The organism is Bradyrhizobium sp. USDA 4472 (assembly GCF_054058595.1).
Window position 1 is genome coordinate 227711 of sequence record NZ_JBSSAM010000001.1, and the last position, 12592, is coordinate 240302.

General features: G+C 64.2%; 11 protein-coding genes and 1 pseudogene. 2 read left to right on the forward strand and 10 right to left on the reverse strand.

Going from position 1 to position 12592, the window contains the following annotated elements; all coding sequences use genetic code 11:
- Positions 1–9 precede the first annotated feature (9 nt).
- Positions 10–144 carry a hypothetical protein gene (locus tag ACVWZ4_RS01040; protein WP_456742315.1) on the forward strand — a complete coding sequence of 45 codons (135 nt, stop codon included), beginning with the start codon at positions 10–12 and terminating at the stop codon, positions 142–144.
- 504 nt (positions 145–648) lie between these two features.
- The gene (locus ACVWZ4_RS01045) at positions 649–2094 is read left to right on the forward strand and encodes a Spy/CpxP family protein refolding chaperone (protein WP_456739670.1); all 1446 of its coding nucleotides are present in this window, start codon (positions 649–651) and stop codon (positions 2092–2094) included.
- Between the two features lie 37 nt (positions 2095–2131).
- Here ACVWZ4_RS01045 and ACVWZ4_RS01050 read toward each other — a convergent pair whose 3' ends face one another.
- The 10 genes and pseudogenes from ACVWZ4_RS01050 to ACVWZ4_RS01095 form a co-directional block, all read right to left on the reverse strand.
- Positions 2132–2368, reverse strand: a complete 237-nt coding sequence (locus ACVWZ4_RS01050; protein ID WP_456702424.1) for a hypothetical protein — start codon at positions 2366–2368, stop codon at positions 2132–2134.
- Between the two features lie 582 nt (positions 2369–2950).
- A complete protein-coding gene (locus ACVWZ4_RS01055) occupies positions 2951–3814 on the reverse strand; it encodes a sugar phosphate isomerase/epimerase family protein (RefSeq protein WP_456702423.1) in 864 nt (287 codons plus the stop codon).
- Positions 3814–5004: a dihydrodipicolinate synthase family protein gene (locus tag ACVWZ4_RS01060; RefSeq protein ID WP_456738054.1), complete on the reverse strand. Its 1191-nt coding sequence runs from the start codon at positions 5002–5004 to the stop codon at positions 3814–3816. Before ACVWZ4_RS01060 ends, ACVWZ4_RS01055 begins: the two co-directional genes overlap by 1 nt.
- A 119-nt stretch (positions 5005–5123) precedes the next feature.
- Positions 5124–6275, reverse strand: a complete 1152-nt coding sequence (locus ACVWZ4_RS01065; protein WP_456739671.1) for a Gfo/Idh/MocA family protein — start codon at positions 6273–6275, stop codon at positions 5124–5126.
- Positions 6272–7669, reverse strand: a complete 1398-nt coding sequence (locus ACVWZ4_RS01070; protein ID WP_456739672.1) for a hypothetical protein — start codon at positions 7667–7669, stop codon at positions 6272–6274. Before ACVWZ4_RS01070 ends, ACVWZ4_RS01065 begins: the two co-directional genes overlap by 4 nt.
- Before the next feature lie 216 nt (positions 7670–7885).
- Positions 7886–8732: pseudogene (locus ACVWZ4_RS01075) on the reverse strand (ABC transporter ATP-binding protein).
- Positions 8729–9721 carry an ABC transporter substrate-binding protein gene (locus ACVWZ4_RS01080; RefSeq protein WP_456738050.1) on the reverse strand — a complete coding sequence of 331 codons (993 nt, stop codon included), beginning with the start codon at positions 9719–9721 and terminating at the stop codon, positions 8729–8731. Before ACVWZ4_RS01080 ends, ACVWZ4_RS01075 begins: the two are co-directional and overlap by 4 nt.
- Before the next feature lie 45 nt (positions 9722–9766).
- Positions 9767–10576 (reverse strand): ABC transporter permease, encoded by an 810-nt coding sequence (locus ACVWZ4_RS01085; protein WP_456702417.1) that lies wholly within the window; start codon positions 10574–10576, stop codon positions 9767–9769.
- A 205-nt stretch (positions 10577–10781) separates the two neighbouring features.
- Entirely contained in the window at positions 10782–11441 is a 660-nt protein-coding gene (locus ACVWZ4_RS01090) for a TetR/AcrR family transcriptional regulator (RefSeq protein WP_456705214.1), read from the reverse strand.
- A gap of 205 nt (positions 11442–11646) precedes the next feature.
- On the reverse strand, positions 11647–12495 hold the full coding sequence (locus tag ACVWZ4_RS01095) for a VOC family protein (RefSeq protein ID WP_456739674.1): 849 nt from the start codon (positions 12493–12495) through the stop codon (positions 11647–11649).
- Positions 12496–12592: the final 97 nt, after the last annotated feature.

Here is a 12592-nt window from a genome sequence, read left to right on the forward strand (position 1 = left end):
GGGCCATCTATGGAGGGCGCACCCTTCCGGTTTGAGCCGGCCAGCGACGGCATCTACATCGCACCGCCGCTGGTGATCACCGCTGACCAGGTCGACTGGGCCCTGGAGCATTTCGCAACGACGCTGACGCAGGATTTCGCGTGAGACTGCCTGCGTCGGAAGATCGCAGGGCGACAATCAACAACGAACCAATCCGCCATCTGCGCGTTGAAAGTTGTGGGCGATTACGAGCTGGGAGCGACAATCATGCTTCCGCGTGGCGTGTGCCTTTCGGCGTTTTTGGTTGGTGCTTCGTTGATCGCGGCGAGCGTCAACGCGGCCGCCCAAGACCACCATGGAAGGGGGGGACCACCGGCACCGGCTGCGCGTCCAGCCGCGCCACCTGCGATGGCTCGTCCGGCGGCGCCGCCGGCCATGGCCCGTCCCGCCGCGCCCGCGTTCCATCCACCGGCGATGGCGCCGCATCCGGCGCCGCACTTTGCCGCACCGCCACCGCGTCCGACCCCACACTTTGCTGCACCGCCGCCCCGTCCGGCCCCACACGTCGCTGCCCCGCCGCCGCGGGCTGCCCCGCACTTCGCGGCGCCGCGGCCCGAATTCCACCGGGCGCCGGCAGCGCCGCAACGTCCGGCCACGGCCTCGCGACCGATGCCGCATATCGCCGCCCCCTCACACCCGAACGCGGCACCCGCGGTGAGCGCACGGCCGTCGCGGCAGGAGCAGACGGAACAGCGCGCGCAACAGCATCAGCAGCAGACCGAGCAGCGACAGCAAGTCGCGCAGCAGCGGCAGCGCGAGATGCTCACACGCCAAAGCGCGGAACGGCAGAGCCGTATCGACCGGCTGCAACAGCGCGTGCAGCAATTGCAATCGCAAAAGCCGGAAGGCGCGCGGGCGCAACGTGCACAGGGGCGGATGCTGCAGACGCAGAACCGCCTGCTCCAACGCGAGCAGAGCATGCAACAGCGCGATCAGGCGCGGTTGCAGCGGCTGGGCCCTGAGCCGGCCACAGTCGGGCGAGCCGCCGCTTCCGCGGCCGGGCAGGCGGCTGAGCGCGGGCGATTTGCCGCGCACCTCGGTCAGCAGGCGAATGCACAAACCCAGGCTGCGCTCACCACCCGCGAGAACGGCTGGGCTCCCCGGCAAGCCTGGCGACACCGCCATCCCGCGGTGTTCGTGGCGTGGCTCGGGCCCGTGTTCTGGCCTTACGCCTATTCCGACATTTTCGATTACACATTCTGGTCCTATGCTTACGAGCCTGACTACTGGGCGTACGCGTATGACGACTTCGTCGATACCGTGTTCTGGGGTGGCGACAGCCCCTATTCCGCCTATGCCAGCACCAACTCTTATGACTATCCGCAATCCGGCGGCAGTCGCCGCCCGCATGCGCGCGCCAGCGTGAACCCGCAAACCCTACAGCAGATGTGTGGCACCCCGGACAAGGGCGTCACCGCCTGGCCGCTTGGCGATATCGAGAGGGCTGTGCAGCCGACGCCGGAGCAACGCGCGCTGCTCGACGAATTGAAGGCGGCGGCGGCCAAGGCTGCCGACGTATTCAAAAACTCCTGTTCAGAGACCTATGCGTTGACGCCGCCTGGCCGGTTGCGGGCCATGATGAACCGCATCAGCGCGACGCTGGAAGCGGTCAAGATCGTGCGACCGGCACTGGAGAATTTCTACAACTCGCTCAGCGACGAGCAGCAGGCGCGCTTCAACGCGCTCGGCCCCAATGTCGGCGACCGCGCGCAGCAGCAGCAAGCCAACGCCGAGAACTGTGGCGATCCGAAATCCGGCCTGACCCAATTGCCGATCCAAAGGATCGAGGCTGTGCTCCATCCCGCCGGAAAGCAGAAGGACGCGCTCGATCGCCTCAGTGAAGCGACAGCCAAGGGCGTTGAGGGCCTGCAGGCGGCCTGCCCGAACGATAGACCGCTGACGCCGGTCGGGCGGCTCGAAGCGATGCAGCACCGGCTCGAGGCCATGCTGACGGCCGCCAACCTGGTCGAGCCCGCGCTGGACGAGTTCTATGCCACGCTGAGCAGCGAACAGAAGGCGCGCTTCAACACGCTGCAGCAGGTTGCAGGCCCGTGAGGGCAGCGGCGCATTGCTTCGCGGCTCATGCCGAATCTCACGCGGCGGAGTTCGTTTCCCCTCGAGCGTCATTCGCGTTTGCGATCGCTTGAGGCCGTTCTATCTCATTCGAACCAGAGGCGTTGCATTGTTGGAAGTGAGCAGACAACTCAAGCTCAGCCAGATGATCCCAATATTCTGCTTCTGCGAGCAGCTTCCATTTGTTCATGCTGTTGTACGCGGCCTGTTGGCGGCACAGTGAGCCCATTGCACGCAACCGTTTCACTCTTTCCACTGCGAACCTCCCTTTGCGCTTGCTCGTTAACAGGCGCATTTGTGTTCTCGCAGTTTCGCAGGTCGGATCGACGACTGATAGTCCGATGTTTGCCGGTGATCGATGATAGCGCAATCGTCTGACTTTTCAGAGAATGGCCGGCCCGAAACGGCCTTGGATGGACGCTGCACCGGACCGGGGCCGACAAGCCGATCACAACAATGGCCCCGACGATTGCACGTCGGGGCCATTCAAGATCAACAGGCCCGGGTACATCCGCCGCGCCTGCTGATCGTTGATGCCAAGGCGCGCGCGCCGGGCGCGCGTGCCGTGATTACCGCATCCGATCCGGCACAGAGTGTGGCGAGGTGCGGCATCGGGACGACGATATTCCGCCCGAAAGCTGATGGCTGTCCACCTCATCATTGGTGGTACTCCAACCAGTTCGGTGCACCGCACGAGCTAACCGCTTCGGTGCCGTATACGAGATAGCCTCCCGTCCGCCGAGACATGACAATCCTCGCGTCCGGCCGCCGGCAAGCCGAAGGGTCGCTTCAACTCGCCGCAACTGGGTCGCAGGCCCGCGAGGGCTGCGCGCGAAATTTAAACCACGGTCTTGTGACGTTCGATACAGGTGCGCAGCACCTCATCCATCGGCTTTCCCCACCAGTCATTCGAAAAGATTTCGATCTCCGAATAGCCGGCAAAGCCCTGCGCCTCGACGGCGGCGCGCGCGGATTTGATGTCGATGACGCCGTCGCCCATCATGCCGCGGTCGTTGAGGATGTCCTTGGTCGGCACCAGCCAGTCGCAGACATGGAACGCGAGCAAGCGGTCCTTGCCGACGCGGGCGATCTGGCCCATCAGCTCCGGATCCCACCAGATATGATAGACGTCGAGCGCGACGCCGAGCATACCGGTGCGATCGGGGTCGAGCCGGTCGCAGATGTCGAGCGCCTGCTTCGTGGTGTTCACGCAAGCGCGGTCGGCGGCGTAAGCCGGATGCAGCGGCTCGATCGCCAGCGGAAGATTTGCCTGCTTGGCATAGTCGAGCAGCTCGGCGAGAGCTTCCTCGACCTGCCCACGTGCGGCCACAATATCCTTCGACGCCTCGCTGCCCGGGCGTGAATATTGCGGCAGGCCGCCGACCACGACCACAATGCAGGGCGCGCCCAGCGCCTTGGCTTCATCGACGCAGCGCCTGTTGTCGTCGCGCACTTCCGTGCGGCGCGAGGCGTCCGAGGTGAGCATGCCGCCGCGGCAATAGCCCGAAAGATCGAGGCCCGCATCGCGCACCGCGCGCGCGGCACGCTCCAGACCGACGGCGGCAACCTGGTCGCGCCAGGGATCGATGGCGCGGATGCCGTGACGTGCGCAGGCATCGATGATCTCGACGAGATCGCCCTGCTTGCGCACTGTCGCCGTATTCAGTGAAAGCCAGCGATGGTCGGACGAAAAATCGCGCATCAGGATTCGACACCATGGCTGGCGAGCACCGTCTTCATCCGCTGCGTCGCGAGGTCAGGATTGGCGAGCAGGCCGGCCTTGTCGGCCAGCCGGAACAGCTCCGCCAGATGCAGCGTGGAGCGCGTGCTCTCCTGGCCGCCGACCATGGTGAAGTGATCCTGGTGACCGTTGAGATACGCCATGAAGACGATGCCGGTCTTGTAGAAGCGCGTCGGCGCCTTGAAGATGTGACGCGACAGCGGCACCGTCGGCCCCAGCACGTCGTGGAAACCTGGCTCGTCGCCGGCCGCCAGCCGCGACATTGCGTAGGACGCCGCCGGCGCGATCGCATCGAAGATGCCGAGCAGCGCATGCGAAAAGCCTTCGCCGTCGCCGGCGATCAGCTCCGCATAATTGAAGTCGTCGCCCGTATACATCTTGATGCGCTTGTCGAGGCGACGGCGCATGTCGATCTCGCGCTGCTTGTCGAGCAGCGAGACTTTTACGCCATCGACCTTGGCCGCATTGCCATTGATGATGGCCACAGCCGTGTCCATCGCCTTGTCGAGATCCTTGGTGCCCCAATAACCGGTCAGCGCGGGATCGAACATATCGCCAAGCCAGTGGATGATCACGGGTTCGCGAACCTGCGACAGCACACGGTCATAGACCCTTGCGTAGTCGTCAGCGTTGCGGCCGAGCTTTGCCAGCGCACGCGACGCCATCAGGATGATGCGGCCGCCGACCTTCTCGACTGCCGAAATCTGCTCCTCATAGGCGCGGATCACATCGTCGAGGCTCCTGGCGTCCTCGACTGCGAGATGATCCGTACCGGCACCGGAGAACACCAGCGCGTTGCGGCGTTTCGCGGCGCTGACCGAACGCGTGATCAGCTCCAGCGAGGTCGGCCAGTCCAGTCCCATGCCGCGCTGCGCGGTATCCATGGCTTCGGCAACGCCGAGGCCGAGGTCCCAGATATGCTCGCGGAAGGCAATGGTCTTGTCCCAGTCGACGGCGACCGACAGCCAGGGATCGTTGTCGGCGAAGGGATCGGCCACCGTATGCACGGCCGAGAAAGCGATGCGGTTCAGCGGGCCCTCGAGCTTTGCGGGAAAAGTGCGCGAGGCAGCTAACCGGTAGGTCTCGATCGAGCGGTCGGGTTTCGGCAGCTTGAGCGACAATGACGATATCGGCTGGACGGGCTTATTCATGGTTTCGAACCTCTCCCCGTCATTGGGAGCGAAGCGAAGCAATCCAGCGACTGCCTCTGCGGAAAGACCCTGAATTGCTTCGCTTCGCTCGCAATGACGAAATTACTGGCATCGGAATATCAGGCCTTGATCGGGGCGACGTCGATCCAGCGCCGCTCCTTCCAGCTCTTCAGCGCGCATTCGGCGAGTTGCACGCCCTTGGCGCCTTCGAGCAGCGTGAACTTGTAGGGCGCATCCTCGTAGACGTGGCGGATGAACATTTCCCACTGCTCTTTGAAGCCGTTGTCGTAGATGACGTTATCAGGCAGCTTCTGCCAGTCGCCGTAGAAATCGTGCAGCCGCTTCTCGTCGGGATTCCAGACCGGCCTCGGGGTCGCCTGCCGCGCCTGGATCATGCAGTCGGTAAGGCCCGCGACGGCCGAGCCGTGAGTGCCGTCAACCTGGAAGGTGACGAGGTCGTCGCGATAGACGCGCGTGACCCAGGACATGTTGATGTGAGCGATGACACCGCCCTCGAGCTGGAACGTCGCGTAGGCGGAATCATCTGCGGTCGCCTTGTACGCCTTGGCCTGCTCGTCGAAGCGCTCGGGAATGTCGGTGTTGCCGATGCAGACCACGCTCTGGACGTTGCCGAAGAGATTGTCGAGCACGTAGCGCCAGTGGCAGACCATGTCCAGAATGATGCCGCCACCGTCCTCGCTGCGGTAGTTCCAGGACGGCCGCTGCGCCTCCTGCCAGCCCCCTTCGAACACCCAATAGCCGAACTCGCCCCGCACCGAGAGAATGCGGCCGAAGAAGCCGCTGTCGCGCAGGAAGGCGATCTTCTTCAGACCAGGCAGGAACAGCTTGTCCTGCACGGTGCCGTGCCTGACGCCCTTGGCATTGGCGAGCTTGACGACTTCCAGAGCTTCCCCGAAGTTCGTCGCGATCGGCTTCTCGCAATAGACGTGCTTGCCGGCATTGATGGCCTGGGTCAGCAGGCCGGGCCGCGCCTGGGTGGTCGCGGCGTCGAAGAACATGGTGTCGTTCTTGTCGGCAAGCGCCGCGTCGAGGTCCGTGGTCCAGCGCGTGATGTTGTAGCGCCTGGCGAGCGCCTCGACCTTCTCCGCGCTGCGGCCGACCAGGATCGGATCGGGCATAATGCGATCGCCGTTCTTCAGGCGCACGCCGCCCTGGTCGCGGATCGCAACGATCGAGCGGACCAGATGCTGGTTGAGCCCCATGCGGCCGGTGACGCCGTTCATGATGAGGCCGAGGCGTTGGGTGGTCATGCCGGATACTCCTGAAGTGATCTTGGCCGTTCGAGCGGGCGGAGCGCCGACCAGTCCGGATGGACCGAGGTCGCAAAGCCCTCGCAGTGAAGCGACCCCGTCAGGAGATCGCCGTTGTGAATGCTGAGGCGGATGCCCTGCCCGGCATCGGCGTAGAGATCGGGATGCGCGGCTGCGAAGGCCGCGGCTTCGGCGGCCGGCGCCTCGCCGAAGCCGTCGACATAGTGATGACCATTGCGCTCGGCATGGGTGATGCCGATAAAGGTGCCGAGCGCGAGATCTTGCTGCACGGCAAGGCCGGCCTGGCAGGTCAGGTCCTCGCCGGTGACGAAGAATTTCTCTCCGCTCGCGCTCCATTTCGCTGCACGCGTCGCGTTGACGATGGACTTGTAGAGCCCCTTGCAGGATTTCGAGGAGATGCCGCGATAGCCAAGCGCGCGCGCCGCGGGAAAGGCATCGTAGGAATCGTCGGCCTCGTCGATGATGAATCGGCGCGCGGCGAGCGAGCCGAGCGGCGCTTGCCTGGTGGTGTCTCGCGGCATCGGTTGCTCGACATAGAGCAATCGCGACGCGATCGACCGCAATGCGGGTTCGCGATCGAGCTGGTCGATCAGCGCCTTCAGTGCGGCAAGGTCCGCATATTGCTCATTGGCATCGAGCGACACCTTGCAGTGGCGACCAAGCCTATCGAGCTCTTTGCCGATCCGCGCCAGCCGCGCCGCATCGCCGGCGGGATTGCCCGACAGCTTCAGCTTGAAGTAATTCGCGCCGGCGTTCACGTCTGCGTCGGCGACGCCGCCCTCGCCTTCGATGGCATCATCGAGACCGACGGTATGCCTGATCGCAACGCGCGGCAGCGGCTTGCGGCCGGAGAGAAATGTCGTGAGATCCGCGTCCTTCAGGTCGGGCGAGAGCCGCACATCGATGCCGGCGATATTGCCGGCCATTCCGTCGAAGAAATTGGTCTCCGCAGCCCGAAGCAGCGCATCAAGGATCGCCTTGTCGATTTCCGCAGGACCAAAGGCCGCCGCGAGGGGCGGGATGTTGTTCTTGGCACAGGCCGCGACCTGCGCGCCAATGCATTCGGCGTGCAGATCGAACGCCGTCAGGAATCCCGTCTGCGCCAGATAAAGCCCACGCGCGATCTCCAGCGATCGGCGCAAGCCGTCGACGGTCTGCGCCGGCGACAGTTCCGGCCGCTTGTCGAACCATTTCGGCACCAGCAGTTCTGCGCTGGCGCCGGCCGAGGCTCCTCTGCCCTCGACCTCGATCTCGACCCGCACGAACAACTGCGGCGTCGCGTTGATCGTGATCGCGCCGAAGCGGAACGGCCGCGCGAACTGCACGGCACGTTCGAAGAAGGTGATGTCACTCAGCTTCAGGCGCGGGGACATGGTGTTACAGCAACGCGAGGTAATTTCGACAAGATCGGTGTAGCCGCGGGCGACTTGCCTCTCCTGCTCGCAGGAGAGGTCGGCGCGCAGCGCCGGGTGGGGGTACTCTCCTCTTGGGATTATCCCGTTGCAGAGGCAGCCTCTCCCCAGCCCTCCCCCGTAGGCGGGGGAGGGAGCGCACCTTTCGCGCGGTTAAGATCGGAAGTCTCACCAGGCCTAATCCAATGCACCTTGCGAGAAGAAGTGCTTGCGGATGCGTTGCACGAGTTCCGTAAACACAGGGTCGGCCATCACGTCGAGCGAGCGCGGACGCGGCAGCGGCACGTCGTAGATCGCGGCGATTGCACCGGGCCGCTCGGTCATGACAAGCACACGGTCGGCGAGGAACACGGCTTCGGGAATCGAATGCGTGATCAAGAGCACGGTCTTCCCGGTCTCGCGCTGGATCCGCATCAGCTCGACATTCATGCGCTCGCGCGTCAGTGCGTCGAGCGCGCCGAACGGCTCGTCCATCAGCATGATCCTGGGATCGTGCACCAGCGCACGGCAGATCGAGGCCCGCTGCTGCATGCCGCCGGAAAGCTGCCAGGGCAGCTTCCTCTCGAACCCTTCCAGCCCGAACCATCTTCAACAGCGCCTTGGCGCGCGGGAGATATTCGTCGCGGGCGAGGCGCTTCATGTCGATCGGCAGCATCACGTTGGACAGGATGTTGCGCCAGGGCAGCAGCAGCGCGTTCTGGAAGACGATACCGACATTGCCGTGCGGCTTCGTTACGGTCTCGCCCTCGACCAGCACCTCGCCTGATGTCGGCGGCAGCAGTCCGGAGATCAGCTTGAGCAGCGTGGACTTGCCGCAGCCTGATGGACCGACCACGACGAAGAACTCGCCGTCATTGATGTGGAAGTCGAGCGGCCGCAGCGACGGCACGTCGCCGTCGCGCGTCCGGTAGGTTTTCGACACGCCGGACAGTGTTATGCCCGACGCATCGCCGGCCCGATCGCTCACCAGTCTCAGATGCGCGGCGGGCTGCACGTCGTCACGCGATACAGTCGCAGGTTTCACGTGCCACTCTTCGGCAGGAAATCGTTGGTGTAGAAGGCCTTCGGGTTCTCCTTGGCCTTGGCGTCGAGCCCGCCATATTCGACCATCAGGTTGACCGAGTCCGTCATGTTCTGGTCGGTGACCTGGAACGGCCGCTTGTCCTTGGTCTCAGGCGTCCGGTACAGCGGAATGGTCAGCTCAAAGCCTTGGGTCAGCGTGTCGATCTTGCCGCCCTTGGGGTTGGCATCGAGGATCGACTGCGCGGCCGCCTTCGGCTCCTTCTCGGCAGCTTCGACCGCCTTTGTCGTCGCCGACATGAAACGGCGGACGAGATCGGCATGGGCCTTCACGTAGTCGGTGTTGGCGATGATGCCCGAGGAGACCATGTTGATGCCGTAGTCGGCGAACTTGATCGGATAGACGTCCTTGCCGGTGGCGTCTTTGATCTTCATCGACTGGTCCATGACGTAGCCGAGCAAGAGATCGGCCTGGCCGTTGATCACGGCGTTGAGCTTGGTCTGGCCGTCGCCGGCAACGGTCTTGAAATCGCTTTCCTTGAGGCCGGTCTTCTTCAGGAACAGCGGCCAGATCTGCGTCATGGAATCGGCCGGCGTGATCGCGACCGTCTTGCCCTTGATGTCTTCGGGCTTTCGGATGTTCTTGTCGACGAATCCCATGACGGACATCGGCGAGGTCTGGAGCAGCACGCCGGTCGCAATCACCGGCGCGCCCTTGATCGCGGCACGCATCATGGTGGGAACGTCGACATAGCCGAAATCGGCGGTCTTGGCGGCGACGGCCTGCGTGGTCGCGGCCGAGCCACGGCCCTCCTGGATCTCGAGGTCGATGCCTTCGGCGGCATAAATGCCCTTGGCCTTGCCGTAATAGAACGGCGCGTGCTCGCCATAGACGTACCAGTTGAGCATCAGCACGACCTTGTCGGCCGCCTGGGCCGGCGAAACTGCAAACGCCATCAGCGCCACGGATGCAGCCCCAATCCACCGCTTCATCGTCACTCTCCCTGTCGTTGTTTCGGCCATTGGTGGCCGTTCTCCTTACGATGCGAAAATCACGTCCTCGCGCTGGCTGACATGCCAGGGAATCACCAGCTTCTCGACGCTGTCGACGACCCAGAACAGGATGACGCCGAGCAGCGCGAGGATGACGAGCGCTGCGAACATCGTCGGCAGGTCGAACGTGCCGATCGAGCGCTGCATCACATAGCCGATGCCGGAATTGGAGCCGACGAACTCGCCGACCACGGCGCCGACCACGGCGAGCGTCACCGAGACCTTGAGCCCGGAGAAGATCGCCGGGAGCGCATGCGGCAGGTTCACCGCGCAAAACACCTGGAAGCGGCTGCCCTGCATGGCGCGGGCGAGATCGACCATGTCAGGATCGACCGACTTGAAACCCTGCACGGCGGAGACCACGACGGGAAAGAAGCCGAGCAGAAAGGCCGAGATGACCTTCGGCAGGATGCCAAAGCCGAACCAGACCACGAACAGCGGCGCGATCGCGATCTTCGGCACGGACTGGGAGAACACCAGCAGCGGATAGATATAGCTCTCCACCGTCTTCGAGCCCGCGATCAGCATCGCCACGGGAATGCCGAACAGCGCGGAAAGCGCGAAGCCCCAGATGGTCGCGTAAGTCGTCGGCCAGGACTGGCGCAGCAATTCCGGCCAATCATCGCGCAGCACGGCGAGGACATCGGCCGGCGCCGGGATCTGATAGGCGGGGATCTTGAACAGCCGGATCGAGAGATCCCAGGCGATGACGATGAACACCAGGAACAACAACGGCCGTACCCAGGCCGCATTCAGCATCTTGGACACTGCACCTTGGGGCTTCAGCTCGGCCACGCCTCTCTCCCGGACGTCTTCTTTGTTCGGGGGAGAAATTAACCCGTTGGATAAATACTGTCCAGAGCTTTCCCTGTGACGTTTTGTGCCGGTTCCCGGGAGGGGCGGTAAGTGGCGAGACAGACGTCTCCCGGAACTGGATTGGCGCGGGTCGGCCCTCGGCCGGTGCTGACTCGCAGTGAGGGAGGAAAAGCGGGCCGGGAAACTACGCCGTCTGCACCACCGCGGCGCGCGACTTCGATGCCTTGGCGATCTCGAACAGCGCGGCCGACTGCCCGGTCAGCGCAGCCAGCACGAGGCCGACCATGTGCGCGAGACGTTCGTCCTTGGCGTCCTTGGCGAGCAGGTCACGGCCGAAGATCACGCTTAAGGTCGCCGAGTTCGAGAGATAGAAGAAGCAGAGACCCGCGATCGAGATGTAGAGCTGCACCGGATCGACCGCGACCTGGAAATCGCCGCTGTCGACGCCGCGCCTCACCACGGTGCGGATCATCTCGACGAACGGGGAGTGCATCGACTTGACCCTGGTCGAGCGCTTCAGGTGCTTTGCGCGCGCGAGGTTCTCGGTCTGCAGCAGCGACAGGAATTCGGGATTGCGCAGGAAGTAATTCCAGGTGAATTCGATCAGCCGCTTGATTGCCTCGGGCGGATCGAGATGTTCGAGGTCGAGTCCCCGCTCCTCGCTGCGGATCTTGTCATAGGCGCCTTCCAGCACCGCGAGGTAGAGGTCGTCCTTGTTGCCGACATGGTAGTACAGCATCCGCTTGTTGGCGCCGGCATTCGCCGCAATGCGGTCGACGCGGGCACCGGCGAGCCCGTGCGCGGAAAACTCCTGCTTGGCAGCCTCGAGAATGCGCAGCCGCATCCCCTCGGGGTCGCGCTGCCATTTCTGAGTTCGCTTTGCCGTTGCTTTCGCCAAACCCGGTGCTCGCTTTGTGGTTTCGCTAGGGCATGTACCACGCCCCCGCCGTCATTGCGAGGAGCCCTTGCGACGAAGCGATCCAGAGTCTTTCCGGGAGCCAGCCTGGATTGCTTCGCTGCGCTCGCAATGAGGAGCGGAGAGCGGCGTCCTACTCCACCGGTTTCGGCGAGCGCTCCAGCAGCACGGTCTGGATGCCGCAGGTGCCATTGCGCACGGTCATGATCCGCGTGCCCGGCTTGCGGCCGTTGCGCACATCGCTGAGGTCGAGACCGGCTTCGAGGAGGCGCGCGCGCGTGGCGTCGATGTCGGCGACGCGCCAGCTCAAGCCCCAGAGACGATCGTGCCCGACATCCCCGCCCGCGACCGGGCGGCGCACCACCTCGACGATGAGATCGCCGCAGCGGAAGAACATCAGCTGGCCCCAGTCATGGTGGGAGCGGTCGAGCGCCAGATCGAGCCCGAGCCGCGCGCCGTAGAGCGCGGCGGCACGATCGGAATCCTCTGTGGTGATCACGACGTGATCGAGCCCCTGGATCGGCGCGACGTCCGAAGCGAGCGACTTCGGACGCTCCTCGGCCAACTCAAGGAAGAACATGCGCACGCCGCGCGTCAGCTCGGTTGCGGCCCGCGTGCGCTGCCAGTGCAGGGCCGCACCTGATACATCGTCGCGGCTCTCGACTGCGGCGACGGCATCCGGCTTCAGCGCCACCCGGTCCAGCCGGCGGTGCGTCTTGTTGATATCGGCGACGCGAAAGCACAGGCTGGCGAGCAGGCCTTCCTGGTCGGCGAGCAACGCGCGCATGCGGTCAGCGGTTGCGGTAAAGCCGCTCGGCGCCATCAATTCGAGGGTCGTGTTCTCGAGGGTGAACAGGACGCGATCGGCGCCCTCGCCGGAGTTCTGCCAGGCGGGCGCGCGCCCCAGCAGCGTCTGATAGGCCGCCTTGGCCGCACCGATATCCTTGACCAGAGCAACGATGTGATCGAGGCCGGTGATCATGTTTTTCCCTTTTTGATCGACTTGGAACCATGGATCGAAAAGCGGCATTTGTCCGGGCTTGGCATGGACCCGCCATGGTCGTATTCCCGCCATAGGC

Excerpts from the sequence above, each read along its gene's own strand:
- ACVWZ4_RS01060 (WP_456738054.1), bottom strand. The coding sequence starts at position 5,004 with ATGAATAAGCCCGTCCAGCCGATATCGTCATTGTCGCTCAAGCTGCCG.
- ACVWZ4_RS01040 (WP_456742315.1), top strand. The coding sequence starts at position 10 with ATGGAGGGCGCACCCTTCCGGTTTGAGCCGGCCAGCGACGGCATCTAC.
- ACVWZ4_RS01045 (WP_456739670.1), top strand. The coding sequence starts at position 649 with ATGCCGCATATCGCCGCCCCCTCACACCCGAACGCGGCACCCGCGGTG.
- ACVWZ4_RS01065 (WP_456739671.1), bottom strand. The coding sequence starts at position 6,275 with ATGACCACCCAACGCCTCGGCCTCATCATGAACGGCGTCACCGGCCGC.
- ACVWZ4_RS01080 (WP_456738050.1), bottom strand. The coding sequence starts at position 9,721 with ATGAAGCGGTGGATTGGGGCTGCATCCGTGGCGCTGATGGCGTTTGCA.
- ACVWZ4_RS01095 (WP_456739674.1), bottom strand. The coding sequence starts at position 12,495 with ATGATCACCGGCCTCGATCACATCGTTGCTCTGGTCAAGGATATCGGT.
- ACVWZ4_RS01055 (WP_456702423.1), bottom strand. The coding sequence starts at position 3,814 with ATGCGCGATTTTTCGTCCGACCATCGCTGGCTTTCACTGAATACGGCG.
- ACVWZ4_RS01070 (WP_456739672.1), bottom strand. The coding sequence starts at position 7,669 with ATGTCCCCGCGCCTGAAGCTGAGTGACATCACCTTCTTCGAACGTGCC.
- ACVWZ4_RS01090 (WP_456705214.1), bottom strand. The coding sequence starts at position 11,441 with ATGCGGCTGCGCATTCTCGAGGCTGCCAAGCAGGAGTTTTCCGCGCAC.